At 73.1% G+C, this 15,345-nt stretch carries 12 protein-coding genes; 5 read left to right on the forward strand and 7 right to left on the reverse strand.

Going from position 1 to position 15,345, the window contains the following annotated elements; all coding sequences use genetic code 11:
- The first annotated feature begins 23 nt into the window (after positions 1–23).
- Positions 24–1,241, forward strand: coding sequence for an enoyl-[acyl-carrier-protein] reductase FabV (gene fabV / locus ACLJT4_RS02670; protein ID WP_411120796.1), 1,218 nt, complete (start codon positions 24–26; stop codon positions 1,239–1,241).
- 51 nt (positions 1,242–1,292) lie between these two features.
- On the opposite strand, the gene ACLJT4_RS02675 is transcribed toward fabV, so the two are convergent.
- On the reverse strand, positions 1,293–1,505 hold the full coding sequence (locus ACLJT4_RS02675) for a hypothetical protein (protein ID WP_016572384.1): 213 nt from the start codon (positions 1,503–1,505) through the stop codon (positions 1,293–1,295).
- 239 nt (positions 1,506–1,744) lie between these two features.
- Here ACLJT4_RS02675 and ACLJT4_RS02680 point away from each other — a divergent pair, with 239 nt between their 5' ends.
- Together ACLJT4_RS02680 and ACLJT4_RS02685 are read left to right on the forward strand one after the other, a co-directional pair.
- The gene (locus tag ACLJT4_RS02680; protein ID WP_411120797.1) at positions 1,745–5,944 is read left to right on the forward strand and encodes a Pls/PosA family non-ribosomal peptide synthetase; all 4,200 of its coding nucleotides are present in this window, start codon (positions 1,745–1,747) and stop codon (positions 5,942–5,944) included.
- Positions 5,945–5,950: 6 nt separating this feature from the next.
- Positions 5,951–6,700: a BPL-N domain-containing protein gene (locus ACLJT4_RS02685; RefSeq protein WP_411120798.1), complete on the forward strand. Its 750-nt coding sequence runs from the start codon at positions 5,951–5,953 to the stop codon at positions 6,698–6,700.
- Between the two features lie 177 nt (positions 6,701–6,877).
- Here ACLJT4_RS02685 and ACLJT4_RS02690 read toward each other — a convergent pair whose 3' ends face one another.
- Positions 6,878–7,324, reverse strand: a complete 447-nt coding sequence (locus ACLJT4_RS02690) for a hypothetical protein (RefSeq protein WP_411120799.1) — start codon at positions 7,322–7,324, stop codon at positions 6,878–6,880.
- 125 nt (positions 7,325–7,449) lie between these two features.
- Between ACLJT4_RS02690 and ACLJT4_RS02695 the strand changes: the two genes are divergently transcribed.
- Both ACLJT4_RS02695 and ACLJT4_RS02700 read left to right on the forward strand, forming a co-directional pair.
- Entirely contained in the window at positions 7,450–8,790 is a 1,341-nt protein-coding gene (locus ACLJT4_RS02695) for a tetratricopeptide repeat protein (RefSeq protein ID WP_411120800.1), read from the forward strand.
- A gap of 22 nt (positions 8,791–8,812) precedes the next feature.
- Positions 8,813–9,355, forward strand: coding sequence for a UTRA domain-containing protein (locus ACLJT4_RS02700; RefSeq protein ID WP_411120801.1), 543 nt, complete (start codon positions 8,813–8,815; stop codon positions 9,353–9,355).
- A gap of 112 nt (positions 9,356–9,467) precedes the next feature.
- Here ACLJT4_RS02700 and ACLJT4_RS02705 read toward each other — a convergent pair whose 3' ends face one another.
- From ACLJT4_RS02705 to ACLJT4_RS02725, 5 genes are read right to left on the reverse strand one after another with little or no spacing between them, the layout of a single operon-like run.
- The gene (locus ACLJT4_RS02705) at positions 9,468–10,472 is read right to left on the reverse strand and encodes an ABC transporter substrate-binding protein (protein WP_411120802.1); all 1,005 of its coding nucleotides are present in this window, start codon (positions 10,470–10,472) and stop codon (positions 9,468–9,470) included.
- Positions 10,473–10,474: 2 nt separating this feature from the next.
- A complete protein-coding gene (locus tag ACLJT4_RS02710; protein ID WP_411120803.1) occupies positions 10,475–12,469 on the reverse strand; it encodes an ABC transporter permease subunit in 1,995 nt (664 codons plus the stop codon).
- Positions 12,466–12,636, reverse strand: coding sequence for a hypothetical protein (locus ACLJT4_RS02715; RefSeq protein WP_411120804.1), 171 nt, complete (start codon positions 12,634–12,636; stop codon positions 12,466–12,468). The genes ACLJT4_RS02710 and ACLJT4_RS02715 overlap by 4 nt, the downstream gene beginning before the upstream one ends.
- Positions 12,636–13,778: a quaternary amine ABC transporter ATP-binding protein gene (locus ACLJT4_RS02720; protein WP_411120805.1), complete on the reverse strand. Its 1,143-nt coding sequence runs from the start codon at positions 13,776–13,778 to the stop codon at positions 12,636–12,638. The genes ACLJT4_RS02715 and ACLJT4_RS02720 overlap by 1 nt, the downstream gene beginning before the upstream one ends.
- Complete coding sequence (locus tag ACLJT4_RS02725; RefSeq protein WP_411120806.1) at positions 13,778–15,319, reverse strand: GMC family oxidoreductase; 1,542 nt, start codon at positions 15,317–15,319, stop codon at positions 13,778–13,780. The genes ACLJT4_RS02720 and ACLJT4_RS02725 overlap by 1 nt, the downstream gene beginning before the upstream one ends.
- Between the last annotated feature and the right edge of the window lie 26 nt (positions 15,320–15,345).

Here is a 15,345-nt window from a genome sequence, read left to right on the forward strand (position 1 = left end):
CGAACCGTCCCGAGGACCGCACCGTGACCGACCGCGTCATCGACCGCCCCCGCAGCCGCGGGTTCCTCTTCCTCGACTCGCACCCCGCCGGATGCCGACAGTTGGTCTCCGACATGTGGGAGGCCGTGCCCGCCCCGACCACGCCGCCGCCGGCCGACGGCCCGGTGGCCCTCGTCATCGGCTCCTCCGCCGGCTACGGCCTGGCCGCCACCCTCGCCGGCCTCAAGCGCGCCGGCATCCGCGGCATCGGCGTCAGCTTCGAGAAGCCGGGCAGTGCCCGGCGCACCGCCACCGCCGGCTGGTACCGCACCGCGGCCACCGCCGAACTCGCCCGCGAGGCCGGGCGGGACATGGTCTTCCTCAACGGGGACGCGTTCTCCGACGCGTTGAAGGAGCAGGTCGCCGACCTGGTGGCGGAGCGGTTCGGCGGGAAGCTGGACCACCTGATCTACTCGGTGGCCGCCCCGCGGCGCACCGACCCGGAGACCGGCACCACCTATGCCTCGGTCCTCCAGCCGATCGGCGCGCCGTCCCGCACCAGGACCCTGGTCTTCGACGGCGCGGGCGCGCCCGAGGTCAAGGAGGTGGAGACCGCGCCGGCCACCGAGGAGGACATCGCCCAGACCGTGGCGGTGATGGGCGGCGCCGACTGGGAGCGCTGGATCGACCACCTGGCCGGCCGCGGTCTGCTCGCCGAGGGCTTCTCCACCGCGGCGCTGTCCTACATCGGCTCGTCGCTGACCGAGGCGATCTACCGCAAGGGCACCATCGGCGCCGCCAAGGCCCACCTGGAGGGCACCGCCCGCACCCTGGACAAGCGGCTGTCCGAGTTGGTCGGCGGGCGCGCGGTGACGTCGGTCAACGGCGCCGCGGTCACCCAGTCGTCCACCGCCATCCCCGGCATCGCGCTCTACGTCGGGCTGCTGCGTGGCGTCCTGGGCGAGCAGTTGGTGTCGCCGACCGCGCAGCTCAGCGAGTTGTGGGACCAGCTCACCGGGGCCCGCCCGCTGGACCTCGACGAGGAGGGCCGGGTCCGGCTGGACCGTTGGGAGCTGACGCCGCAGGTGCAGGCCGCGGTCGCCGAGCGGTGGCAGCGCGCCACGACGGAGAACATCGCCGAACTGGCCGACCTGGACTGGTTCCACGGCGAGGTGCACCGCCTCTACGGCTTCGCGGTGCCCGGCGTGGACTACGGCGCGCCGGTGGCCACCGAGGTGCCGTGGCCGCAGGAGTCGGCCTGACGGTCGGCCCGGGCGGCGGGCCGGCCCGGGTGGCGGGCCGGCCGGGCCGCGTCAGCAGGGGCGGGCCGGCACCCGGGGGTCCAAGCGGCCCGCCCCGACGCCGTGCCGGTACTGCTCGATCTGCTCGCGGGTCGGGTACCACTTCTTGTCGCAGCGCCGGCACCACCAGCGCCAGTTGTCCCAGTGGACCTCGGTGGTGGCGGTGTCCTTCCACAGGGTGTCGTGACAGTCGAGGGTCGGGCAGTGCGGCGGCGGCAGGGGCATGACGGGCCGGGCCTTTCGTGCGCCGGGTCGGTCCCCGGGCGGGTCTGGGGCGCGTCCCAGCCTGGAGCGCCGCGGGCCGGCACGGTGGCTCTGCGGGTCCGCGGCCATACGATCGGGTGACGGGCGGGACCGTCGCTGACCGCCGCCGGGACGACCCGCACTTCGCGGGGAAAGCCCAGGTCAACGGGGCTGCCCGGGGCCGACATGCGATCACCGGTGATCGGCGATGCGATGGAGTCATGGGCACGACCAGGCGGACCGGGAGGCGGCTACCCGACCTCTTCGAGTCCACCTGCGACCGCATGCCCGCGGCGACCGCCCTGGAGTGCGGGCCGCACGTCCTGACCTACGCCGCCCTCGACGCCCGGGCCAACCGGCTCGCCCACCACCTCATCGGACGGGGCATCGGGACGGGCTCCCGGGTCGCGCTCCTGGTGCCGCGGTCGGTGGACATGTACGTGGCGCTGCTGGCGGTGGGCAAGGCGGGCGCGGCGTTCGTCCCGATCGACCCGGCGGCGCCCGCCGACCGGGTCGCGTTCATCGCGGCGGACGCCGGGGTGGACGCGGTGCTGACGGTGACGGAGCTGGCCGGGTCGGTGGCCGGACGGCCGGCGCCCGTGGTACGGCTCGACGCGCTGGCCGCCGAGTTGGCCGCCGCGCCCGACACCCGACCGGAGCCGGCGCCGGCCCCCACCGCGGACCCGGTGCCCGGCCGCCCGCCGGCGCCCCCGGGCCCGGAGGCCGACGACCCCGACGCCCCGCTGGCGTACATCATGTACACCTCGGGCTCCAGCGGCCGCCCCAAGGGCGTGGCCATCGCGCACCCCAGCATCTGCAACTTCCTCGACGTGATCCCCGGCGTCTACGACGTGCGCCCCGACGACCGCGTCTACCAGGGCATGACCCTCTCCTTCGACTTCTCGATCGAGGAGATCTGGCCCACCTGGGCGGTCGGCGCGACCCTCGTCGCGGGTCCCGTCGGGGCCGGGGCGCGGCTCGGCGCCGAACTGGCCGGCGTGCTGGAGACGTCCGCGATCACGCTCTTCTACTGCGTGCCGACGCTGCTGGCGACCATCCCCCGGGACTGGGAGCTGCCGGCGGTGCGCAGCATCGTGGTGGGTGGCGAGCCCTGCCCGGCCCGGCTGGTCGAGCGGTGGAGCCGGCCGGGCCGCCGGATGCTCAACACCTACGGGCCGACCGAGACCACCGTCACCGCCACCGTCGCCGAACTCCGGCCGGGCCGCCCGGTGACGATCGGCCGGCCGGTGCCCACGTACACCGCGGTGCTCCTGGACGACCGGCGCGAACCGGTGCCGGACGGGGCGGTGGGCGAGATCTGCGTGGGCGGCCCGGGCGTCGCCCACGGCTACGTGCGGCGCCCGGAACTGACCGCGGAGCGCTTCGTCACACACCCGCTGGCCCCGCACGGCGGGCGGCTCTACCGCACCGGCGACCTGGGCCGGCGCACCGCCGACGGGGAGATCGAGTTCCTGGGGCGGGCCGACGACGAGGTGAAGGTGCGGGGCTACCGGATCGACCTCGGCGAGATCGACAACGTCCTGTTGGAGGACCCCGGGGTGGCCGAGGCGGCCACCGCGCTGGTGGCGCCGCCGGCCCGCGACGACGGGGCCGACGAGAGGGAGTTGTCCGCGTACGTGGTGCTCGCACCGGACGGCGCCGGGCAGGCCGGCACGGCGGACGGGGACGCGCTGGTCGCCCGGCTGCACCAGCGGCTGCGGCACCGGCTCCCCGCCTACATGGTGCCGCCGTTCCTCGACGTCCTGACGGAGCTGCCCGCCCTGCCGAGCGGCAAGGTGGACCGCCGGCGGCTGCCCGCACCGACCGGCCGGCGCCTGGGCGTCGGCGGCCGGGTGACGCCGCCGCGGGGCGCGTGGGAGGCGCGGGTGCGGGACGTGTGGGCCGAGGTGTTCGGCATGGGCCCCGAGGCGCTGTCCACCGAGGCGGACTTCTTCGACGACCTCGGCGGGCACTCGCTGCTCGCCGCGCAGGTCGTGTCGTTGCTGCGCAGCCGCGACCTGGCCGCCGGCGCCGCCCTGCGCGACGTCTACGCCCATCCGACGGTGCGCGGTCTCGCGGCCCACCTGGGCGCGCCGGGCGGCGCGGAGGCTGGAGTCGGGGCCGGGGTCGGGGTCGGGGCAGGCGGCGGGTCGGTCGGCGCGGGGGCGGGGAGCGGTGACCGTGCGGCGGGCGGCGGCAGCGATGCCGGGGCCGCCGGCGAGGTGCCGGTGCGGCCGCGCCCGCTGCGGCCCGGCCGGGCCCGGATCGCCGTCGCCGGCCTGGCCCAAGCCGCCTCGATCTACCTCCTGCTGTTCGTCCTGACCCTGCCGCTGGCCACCGTCTTCAGCTGGGCGAACGGCGACTTCACCAGCCAGGACCCGCTGCCGCTGTGGCCCGTACTGGCCGTGCTGATCAGCTACTTCGGCGTCCGCTGGCTGCTGCCGGTGGTCCTCGCCCGCCCGCTGGCGGCCGGCATCCACGCGGGCCGCTACCCGTTGTGGGGCGCGACCTACCTCCGCCTGTGGGCACTCTCCCTCCTGCTGGGCGTCAGCCCGCTGCCCGCGCTGAGCGGCTCGCCGCTGATGGGCCGTTACCTGCGGCTGCTGGGCGCCCGGATCGGGCCGCGGACGACCATCGCCACCGGCGTCGTCCCGCTGCCGTCGCTGCTCCGGATCGGCGCGGACGCCGCGGTCGGCTACGGCGTCACGCTGCGCGCCTGGCGGGTGGCGGACGGCTGGGTGACCGTCGCCCCGATCGACATCGGGCCGCGCGCCTACGTGGGGGCCCACGCGGTGCTGGAACCCGGCGCCCGGCTGGCGGCGGGGGCCGGCCTCGGCGAACAGTCGGTGGTCGGGCAGGGGGAGGTGGTGCCGCCCGGTGCCCGCTGGGCCGGCTCGCCGCCCGCCCCGGTACCGACCCTGGACCCGCACGTGGAGGACATGTTGCGGGCCGGCGGCACGACCGAACACGGGCGGGCCCGGCACGTCGCCGCCGCCGTGCTCGGCGTCGCCTTCCTCGAACTCCTCACCCTGGCCGTCCTGGTGCCGGGCTCCGCGCTGGTGTGGTGCGTCTGGCTGGCCTGGGGCAGCGGCCCGGCCGTCGCGGTCACCCTGGTCCTCGCGGCGCCGCTCTACGTCCTCGCCGTCTGTGCGGCGATCGCCTGCGCCAAGCGGCTGGTGCTGCCCCGCACCCCGGTCGGCACGCACCCGGTGCGCTCCGCCCTGGGCGTCCGCAAGTGGCTCTCCGACAAGCTGCTGGAGTCCAGCCTCACCTTCACCAACTCCCTCTACGCCACCCTCTACACCGTCCCCTGGCTGCGGCTGCTGGGCGCCCGGATCGGTCCAGGCGCCGAGGTCTCCACCGCCGCCCACCTCGACCCGGACCTGCTCACCCTCGGCGAGGGCAGCTTCGTGGCGGACATGGCGGGCGTGGGCGGCGCGACGTTCGCCGGCGGCCGGGTCACCTGCCGCCGCACCGAGGTCGGCCGCCGCGCGTTCCTCGGCAACGCGGCGTACCTGCCGGCCGGGACGCGCACCGGGCCCGGGTCCCTGATCGGCGTCGGCACCGTCCCGCCCGGCGACGACGTGCCCCCCGGCACCTCCTGGCTGGGCTCGCCCGCGATCCGGCTGCCCCAGCGCCAGAGCAGCGGCACCTTCCCCGAGGAACTGACCTTCAGCCCCACCCGCAAGGCGGTCCGCCGCCGCCTGGCCATCGAGTACCTGCGCGCCACGCTGCCGGCGTCCCTGCTGGGCGCCGCCACCTTCCTGTTCCTCCTCGCGCTCTCCGCCGTCGCCCGCGCGCCCTCCCGGGCCGTCCCCCTGTTCCTCGCCCCGCTCCTGCTGATGGCCAGCGGGCTCGCGGTCGTCGTCGCCTGCGCGCTGCTCAAGCGCCTGGTGATCGGCCGCTACCGGCCCCGCACGGAGCCGCTGTGGAGCTGGTTCGTGCGCCGCAGCGAGTTCGTCACCGGCCTGTATGAGGCGGCGGCCGTGCCGGTCGGGCTCGCGCCCCTGACCGGCACCCCGTTCCTGCCGCCGGCGCTGCGGCTGTTCGGCACCCGGATCGGCCGCCGGACGTGGCTCGGCACCACCTTCCTCACCGAGTTCGACCTGGTCGACATCGGCGACGACGCGGCGATCGGCGCCGGCGTGAGCTTGCAGACGCACCTGTTCGAGGACCGGGTCATGAAGATGTCGAAGGTCACCGTCCAGGCCGGCGCGTCCGTCGGCAGCCGCTCGGTGGTGCTCTACGACGGCGTCGTCGGCGAAGGCGTCTGGCTCGACGCACTCTCCCTGGTCATGAAGGGCGAGTACCTCACCCCCGGAACCGCGTGGCGCGGCATCCCCGTCCAGGGCCTGGCCCTCCGGGTCGGCGCGCGCCCGTCCCCCGAGTTGACCCCCCACCCCACCAGTCCTGCACGGTGAGCGCCCATGTCTCCCCCCACCCGCTTCCTCGACTCCGTCCGCCGGGCCTTCGGCGCCCGCACCGAGGCGGAGGCCCCACCGCTGCCCGCCCCCGGCGGACGCCGCCTGGCCCTGGTCTACCGCGGACCGGCGGCCCGCCCCGCCGGCTGCTCCGAGGCCGTCGCCGCACTGTTGGAGGCCGGCCCCTGGGACCTCGACGTGCGCTACACCGGCCCGTCCGAGGACGTCCCGCTGTCCCTGACGTCCCTGGCGCACGCGCACCTCTACGCGCAGCCCGGCGGCGGCTCGCTCGCCCCCGCCTACCGCCGGCTGCGCAAGCACGGTGACGAGATCCGCGCCTACGTCCGGGGCGGCGGCCGCTACCTCGGCTTCTGCCTGGGCGGCTACCTGGCCGGCGACGACCCCGGCTTCGACCTGCTGCCCGGCGACACCGACCAGTACATCGTCACGCCCGGCGCGACCGTCACCCACGACGGCGACACCGTCGTGGAGACCCGGTGGCGCGGTCTGCCGCGCCCCGTCTACTTCCAGGACGGCCCGCACTTCCTCCTCGACCCGGGCGCCGACGCCACCGTCCTGGCCACCTACCCCAACGGCACCGTGGCCGCCGTCGTCGCCCCCTGCGGCGCCGGCAAGATCGCCGTCGTCGGCCCCCACCCCGAGGCCACCGACGACTGGTTCCTCGACGAGGGCCTCCCGGTGCACCACACCCACGACCTGGCGGTGGACCTGGTGGACGAACTGCTCGCGGACTGAGCCCCGCGGCCATTCAACGGCCGGTCAAGTCCGTACCCCGCCCGGGCACTTGGACGGGAACATCGTCATGCTGCGGATGGCGGCGGAGCAGCACCCGGCAATCGACGCCCCTGGACCTGTCGCCCGACTCCTCAGCGGCCCGCAGTTCCCCGGCGAGCCGTTCGCACTCGGAGCAGTTCACGACCGCCCCCGCTCACGATCCCGCTGGAGCTTCGCGAGTGCGGCCAGTTGCTTCGCCTCCCACTCCGTGCCGGGACGCAGCCTGGTGTACGGCGTTTCCCAGGTGAGGTGAGTGGGGCGCTCCAGGCGCACAAGGATTCCGGCGGCGCCACACACCATGCCAACCATGTCGGAGTCCCGGTCGTACGCCACCGCCCCGATGGCGATCTCCTCCGGAGAAACGAAGAATTGCCCGGCGCTGCCCGGCGCTGCCGTCCGTTGATGCGGATGGCATTTGATTTCGGCATTACGGCTTCGGACGACGGCGGTGCTTCCTGCCGCGCGGGCCAATTCCCTTTGCCCGGCAAGCGCCCGGCACACATCGCACCCGGGCACCGGAACGGGTTCCAGCAGCGCCCCTTCCGCAGGGGGTGCTGTCCTCGCATTCTGACGAGAGCCGATCATGCGGCCTCCTTCCCCTTACTCGCTCACTCCAGGCAATCGGACGGCTACACACGGCGGTACCTTTGAGGTAGCGGGAGGAGTTAAGAGCTTTAAGTACCGGGCTGAAACGAGGAGTTGAGCGACCGATGGCGAAGACCGGATCGAACGTGAAGCTGGAGCACGTTTACCGCCAGACCGGCTGGACGCTGCGCCGCTTCGCCCAGGAGGTGAACCGGCTCGGCACCGAGCGCGGGACGCCACTCAAGTACCGGGAGCCATCGGTACACCAGTGGCTCAAAGGGCATTTGCCGAGGGAGAACGTCCGACCTCTGATCCTGGAAGCGCTGGCCCGACAACTGCACCGCCCCGTCACCCACGCCGAGGCAGGATTCCCCAAACCGACGGGAGGGCCGAACGTCCGTCCGAGTACCGTGGAAGGGCTGGTCGACCTCGGGAGGTACGACATGGATCCGTCCCGCCGCAGCGTGATCGGTGCCGGGCTCTTCTCCGTGGCCCTCACCGTGCCCAACTGGCCGGACGTCGTTGGCCGCATGGAGGCCGCGCACACCGATCAGGTTCAGCGTGTGGGAATGCCCGAGGTGCACTTGGTCACCGCCATGACCGAACGCGTGTCGGAACTCGACGACCAATTCGGCGGCCGCCACGCACGCCCGATGGCAGCCGCCTTTCTCGTGAACACGGTGGCGCCCTATCTACGGGCCGATGCTCCACCGCCGGTCCGCAAGGCGATGCTGTCGGCCGCCTCTGACCTCTGCTACCTCACCGGCTGGATGGCCGTGGACGAAGGGACGCATGCGGTGGCCCAGCAGTACTACCTCAAGGCCCTGGAGCTCGCAGGAGCGGCCGAGGACCACCTGACGTTCTGCACCACGCTCCGGGGGATGAGCGTCCAGGCCGTCGACCTCGGCCACGGCCGTCAAGCGATGCGGCTGGCCGACTCCGCGTCCGCCGCGTCCCCGCAGGCGGGCCCCCGTATGCGCGCCTTCCTGGCCGGTCAGCAGGCGCACGCCGCCGCCCAGATCGGCGAGCGCAGGAGGGCACTCAAGCACCTCAGGGAAGCCGAAGTGGCTATGGAGAAGGCCGAATCGCGGGCGAAGGCGCTCGGTTCGTACGACCCTGCGGCCCTGCAGTATCACAGCGGCCAAGTGCGTTACGAGATGGGAGATACGCGGGGCGCAATCGAGGCGCTGCAACAGGCCGACAGGTTGCGCGATGGCGTTTTCCGGCGCACCCGGGTGCATAAGCGGGCGCTGCTGGCGGAACGTCAGCTGTCCATCGGCCACTTGGAGGCGGCCTGCGTCACGTGGGGTCAGGCCCTGGACGACTACCCCCTCGTCCAGTCCGGACGCGCCGACGACCACATGCGCACCATGCTCACCCTCCTTCGCCCCCATCTCAGGAACCGCGCCGCCCGCGCGCTGCACGAACGCGCCCGCACGGTCGTCCCCGTCACCCGAACCGCTTGACTTCACGCCGCAGGAGGACACCGTGAGCGCCAGCGAGTGGGTCAGCACCTCGATGCCGTATTTGACGCCCCGGGACAAGGGCCCGTCAGACGTCTGGGGCGCCGAGACCGCGGCCAAGGGTCGCCGCGGCCGTCAGCGCATCGTCCGCGCCGAGGAGATCGCGGCGCCGCCCGAGGTGGCCGAGTTGCTCGGGACGCGTGAGGAAGAGGTGGTGGTCGTACGCCGTCGCCTCATGTATCTCGACGACGAGCCCTGCGAGTTGACGGACACCTTCTACCCGGCGCACATCGCCCGCGGCACCCGACTTTCTGGGACGGCCAAGATCCCCGGGGGTGCGGTCACGCTACTGGCCGAGCTCGGCTACGTGGGCGTCCGGGTCCGTGAGGACGTCATCGCCCGGATGCCGAGCGCGGAGGAACGAGCAGCGCTGCAGGCCGGACCGCTCGAACCCGTACTCCAACTGACGCGACTCACCCTGGACGGCGACGACCGGCCCATCCAGGTCGACGTGATGGTCATGCCCGCACAGCGTCAGCGGCTGCGTTACGAACTCCGGATCGGATGACTGCCTCGAACGCGACCGCGCAAAAGCCGCTACACCCCAAAAGAGCCGAAAGCCAGCGGGCGGGACCGTCGGCCGACGGCCCCGCCCGGGTGCGGAGGTTGAGGTGCGGCGGCTACTTCTTCGTCAGCCAGGGCTTCCACACGTCGGGGTGTTCGTCCACCCACTTCTTGGCCGCCTCGTCGGCCGGGAGGCCGTTGGAGGCGATCATTTCGGAGACCTCGTTCTGGTTCTTCTTGTCCCAGTGGAAGTTCTTCAGGAACCGCGCCGCGGAGCTGCCGCTCTTGGCGAAGTCGGTGTTGAAGTACTTCTGCAGCGGGGTGGTGGGGTACGCGCAGTCGATGGACTGCGGGTCCTTGGCTCCCTTCGCCGCGCAGGCGTCGCTGTACGCGGGGAGCTTGACCTCCACCATCGGCACCTGGTTGAAGAGCCACTGCGGTTCGTACCAGTAGGTGAGGAACGGCTTCTTCTGCTTGGCGAACTGCTGGATCTGGGTGATCTGGGCGGCCTCGGAGCCGGCGAAGACGACCTGGTAGTTCAGGCCGAGGTTCTTCACCAGCGCCTTGTCGTTGGTGACGTAGGACGGCGAACCGTCCATCAACTGGCCCTTGTCGCCGCTCTCCGAGGTGCGGAGTTGCTTGGCGTACTTGTTGAGGTTCTTCCAGTCGGTGACGTCGGGGTGCGCGTCCGCCCAGTACTTCGGGACCCACCAGCCGATGTGGCCGGTGACGCCGTTGCCGCCGCCGGCGGTGATGGTCTTCTTGTCCTGGACGTAGCGCTTCTCCTGGTCGGGGTGGCCCCAGTCCTCCAGGATGGCGTCGACCCGGCCCTGGCTGAGCGCGTCCCAGGCGGGGATCTCGTCGACCTGGACGGTGTCGACGTGGTAGCCCAGCTCGTGTTCGAGCAGGTACTGCGCCACCGCGACGTTGGCCTGGGCGCCGACCCAGGTCTGCACGGACAGGGTCACGGACTTGGATCCCTTGGCCGCGGCGAACGGGGACGCCTGCTTGGTCATGTCGGCCTTGCCGCAGGCGGACAGGGACACCAGCAGGGCCCCGGTCGCGGCCGTGGCGGCCAGCGCCTTGGTCAGCGCCCGGGCGCGTGTCGGAGTGCGGGACATGGTCAGGCTCCCTTCCCGGTCGTGCGCCGTTCCGTGGGCTGGGTGACCCGGTCGAGCATCAGGCCCAGGCACACGATGGCGACGCCGGCGACCAGGCCGATGGCGAGGTCGCCGGTGGCCAGGCCGGTGACCACGTCGTAGCCGAGGGCCCCGCCGCCGACCAGACCGCCGATGATGACGACGGCCAGCACCAGGACCACGCCCTGGTTGACGGCCAGCAGCAACGCCGGCCGGGCGAGCGGCAGTTGGACCTGGCGGAGGGTCTGCCAGCGGGTGGCGCCGAGCGAACGGGCGGACTCCATGGCGCCGGGGTCGACCTGGCGCAGGCCCTGGGTGGTGATCCGGATGACCGCCGGCAGGGCGTAGACGACCGCCGCGGCGGCGGCCGGCGCGCGGCCCACCGCGAACAGCGCCACGACCGGGATCAGGTACACGAACTGCGGCATGGTCTGCATGACGTCCAGGACCGGCCGCAGCACCGCCTCGAAGCGCTTGCTGCCGGCCGCGAGGATGCCGACGCCGACACCCAGCACCAGGGTGACGACCAGGGCGGCCAGCACCTGCGAGAGGGTGTCCATGGACGGCTTCCACACGCCCAGCACGCCGATGGCGGCCATGGCCAGCACGGCGGTGAGCGCGGTGCGCCAGGTGCCGATGAGCCAGGCGAGGGCGGCGACGAGGAGCAGCACGCCGTACCAGGGCAGGGCGGTCAGGCCGTCCCGCAGCGGGTTGAGGACCCAGTTGGTGAAGTGCGCGGCCCAGTCGGCGGTGCCGCCGACGACCGGGACACCGGAGTAGAGGTGGTTGACCATCCACTCCTTGACGTCGTTGACCGGCCGGGCGATGGCGAACGTGGCGCCGGCCGGCCAGATGGCGGAGCCGGCCAGGCGGCCGACGAGCGCGACCACCGCGGTGACCGCGGCGATGCCGACCCAGGCGGGCCAGCCGCGCAGCAGCCGGGGGCCGGCGGCGGACGGGGCCGCGCCCAGCTTCTCGCCGGCCGCGGCGGTGGTGCGGTCCATGACGATGGCCAGCAGCACGATCGGGATGGCGGCGGCCAGCGCGGAGCCGACGTCGACCGAGGCGAGCGCCTGGTAGACGCGGTCGCCGAGGCCGGCGGCGCCGATCATCGAGGCGATCACGGCCATGGACAACGCCATCATGATCGTCTGGTTGACGCCGAGCAGCAGCTCCTTGCGGGCCAGCGGCAGGCGCGCGGTGAGCAGTCGCTGGCGTCCGGTGGCGCCGAGCGAGGAGACCGCCTCCAGCACGCCGGCGTCCGCGCCGCGCAGGCCGAGCGCGGTGAGCCGGGCCATCGGCGGCGCCGCGTAGATCACGGTGGCCAGCAGCGCGGCGGGCACGCCGATGCCGAAGACCAGCACGACCGGCAGCAGGTAGGCGAAGGCCGGGAGCACCTGCATGGTGTCGAGGACCGGGCGCAGGAGCTTGAAGAGCCGGGGGGACAGGCCGGCGGCGAGGCCGAGCAGCGCGCCGACGACGACCGAGGCGAGCACCGCCACGATCATCAGGGCCAGCGTCTGCATGGTCGGGACCCACATCCCCAGGGCCCCGCTGACCAGGAAGGACACCAGCGCGACGGCGGCGATCCGCAGGCCGGCGACGCGCCAGGCCAGCAGCGTCACACCGGCCGTCACGCCGGTCCAGCCGAGGGCGAGCAGCAGCAGGTAGACGCCGCGGACGGAGAGCACCACGGCGTTGCTGAGGTGGCCCAGGACGTAGACGAACAGCCAGTTGCTGTCGCGGTTGTCGATGATCCAGTTGCTGGCGTGGTCGAGCGGCCCGGAGAGGTCCACGGTCAGCGCGGTGGGCCAGGCGCCGCCGGGCCAGGCGGCCGCGGCGAGCGGGACGAGCACGGCCGCGGCGACGGCGAGCAGCAGGAGCTTGGCGAGGCCGCGGCGGCGCAACAGGCCCTGGAGAGGGCCGGGCTTCCCGGCGCCGAGCACGCCGGGAGTGGTGGGGGGTGCGGCGGTGCTCATGCGCGGCCCCGCTTCACGGTGCCGGCCGCCACGTTCAGCGCGGCGGCCCGCTGGGCCTGGCGCCACTGGCGCAGGAGGGCGGCGCGCAGGCGGGCCCGGGGGCTCGCGGCGGGCGCGCGGGGGGCGACGGCGCGGGCGGCGCCGCGGTGGGGTGTGGCGGCGTACATCAGGCGGCCACCTCCCCCGACGCGTCGTGGTGCGGCTGGGATATCCGGGCCACGACGTTCAGCAGGCAGGCGCTGTCCACGATGCCCAGACAGCGGCCGTCGTCGACGACCCGGGCCGGGCCGCCGGAGCGGGCCACCGCCTCGATGGCGTCGGAGATCAGGGTGTCGGGGGCGAGCGCGGGGCCCGCCTCGGCCTCGCCGGCCTCCGCGGGGCGCATCGCGCGGCGGACGGTCAGCACCTGCTCGCGCGGGACGTCCCGGACGAAGTCGCGGACGTAGTCGTCGGCGGGCGAGCCGACGATCTCCTCGGGGGTGCCCAGCTGGACGATCTGCCCGTCACGCATCAGGGCGATCCGGTCGCCGATCCGCAGCGCCTCGGCCAGGTCGTGGGTGATGAAGACCATGGTCCGCCCCTCCTCGCGGTGCAGGCGGACCACCTCCTCCTGCATGTCGCGCCGGATGAGCGGGTCGAGCGCGCTGAACGGCTCGTCGAACAGCAGGACTTCGGGGTCCACGGCGAGCGCGCGGGCCAGGCCGACCCGCTGCTGCTGGCCGCCGGACAGCTGGCCGGGGCGGCGCTTCTCCAGGCCGGCCAGGCCGACCTTGTCGACCATCTCGGTGGCCTTCTCGCGGCGTTCGGACTTGCCCATGCCCTGGATCTCCAGGCCGTAGGCGACGTTGTCGACGACGGTGCGGTGCGGCAGCAGGCCGAAGTGCTGGAAGACCATGGCGGCCCGGCGGCGGCGCAGTTCGCGCAGCGCGGTGCGGTCCATGGCGCGGACGTCCTCGCCGTCCATCTCCAGCACGCCGCTGGTCGGCTCGATCAGCCGGGTCAGGCAGCGGACGAGGGTGGACTTGCCGGAGCCGGAGAGGCCCATGACCACGAAGACCTCGCCCTTGCGGACGTCGAAGGAGACGTCGCGGACGGCTGCGGTGCAGCCGGTCTGCTCGCGCAGCTCCCGGGCGCTGAGCTCGGTGACCGCGGCGTCGTCGGGGATGCGTTCGGCCTTCGGCCCGAAGACCTTCCACAGGTGGCGCACGGAGAACACCACGGGCTGCTCGCCCGCGCCGTCCGCGGCCGAACCGGCCGTGTCCTTGCGGGGGTTGGGGACGGCAGCGGCGTCGACGGAGGAACCGGTCATCACGCATCACCCCCCTGGGTAGAGGCCGCGCGGAGCAGTTCGGCGCACTTCTCCCCCACCATCAGCACGCCGATCATCGGGTTCACCGCGGGCATCGTCGGGAAGACGGAGGCGTCGGCGATGCGGATGCCGGACAGGCCGCGGATCTTCAGCTCCGGGTCGACGACGGCGAGCCGGTCGTCCGCGGCGCCCATCTTGCAGGTGCCGGCCGGGTGGTAGACGGTGTGCGCGGCCTTGCGGACCAGCTCGCTGATCTCGGCGTCGTCGGTGACCTCGGGGCCGGGGAAGACCTCCCGCTTGAGCCACTTCTTGAACGGCTCGGCCTGGGCGACCTTGCGGGCCAGCTTGATGCCGTCGACGAGGGTCCGCCCGTCGTAGTCGCCCTCGTCCTCGAAGTACTTGAAGTCCAGGGCGGGCTTGACCTCGGGGTCGGCGGAGGTGAGGTAGAGCCGGCCGCGGGCACGGGACTTGGGGATGTTGGGGGTCATCGAGACGCCGTGCTCGGGCCGCTCGTAGCCCAGTCGCTCCGGGTTGTCGGTGAACGGGATCTGGTAGAAGTGGAACATCAGGTCCGGGCCCTTGTGGTCCGGGTCCCGCTTCACGAACAGACCGGCGTCCGAGTCCATCGCGGAGTTGCCGGGGATCGGCCCGTTGGTCTCCCAGACGATGACCGACTCGGGGTGGTCGATGAGGTTCTCGCCGACGCCCGGCAGGTCCAGGACGCAGGGGATGCCCAGCGCCTCCAGGTCCTTCTTGGGGCCGATGCCGGAGTGCATCAGCAGCCGCGGGGTGTCCACCGCGCCGGCGCACACCAGCACCTCGCGGGCGGCCTCGACGTAGACCTCCTCGCCGTCCTTGGTGCGGACGTGGACGCCCTTGGCGGTGGTGCCGTCCAGCTCCAGCTTGTGCGCCCAGGTCTCCAGCATCAGCGTGAGGTTGGGCCGGTCGCCGGCCTCCATGTGGGGGTGGAGGTAGGCGACGGAGGCGGAGGAGCGCTTGTTGTTCTCCGGGTGGTAGGCGAGGTCGAAGAAGCCGACGCCCTCCTCGAAGGGCCGGTCGTTGAAGCCGACGACCTCCGGGACGCCGAGGGCGGTCTTCGTCGCCTCGATCCAGTCGGTGGCGATCTGGTTCTGGTCCTTCTTGGCCACCCGCACGATGTTGTTGCGCAGCTTGCCGAAGTAGGGGTCCATCTCGTTCGCGCCCCAGCCGGTCGCACCGGCCGCCGCCCACTCGTCCCAGTCCGACGGCAGCGGCTTGAAGGAGATCAGCGTGTTGTGCGACGAGCAGCCGCCGAGGACCTTGGCGCGGCTGTGCAGGATGTGCGAGTTGCCGCGGGGCTGCTCGGTGGTCGTGTACTCGTAGTCCAGGTCGCCGCCGAGCAGGCCGAGCCACTTGCGCAGCGTCAGGACGTCCTCGCGGTCGATGTCGGTGGGACCGCCCTCGATCACGGCGACGGTGGTGTGCGGATCCTCGGTGAGGCGGGAGGCGATGACGGATCCGGCGGTGCCACCGCCGACGACTACGTAGTCGTACACGGGCATGGGGGGTGCTCCTTACTGCGAAGTGC

The sequence above is a fragment of the Streptomyces sp. x-19 genome (assembly GCF_046549115.1).
In the GTDB taxonomy this organism is placed as follows: Bacteria; Actinomycetota; Actinomycetes; order Streptomycetales; family Streptomycetaceae; genus Streptomyces; species Streptomyces albulus_C.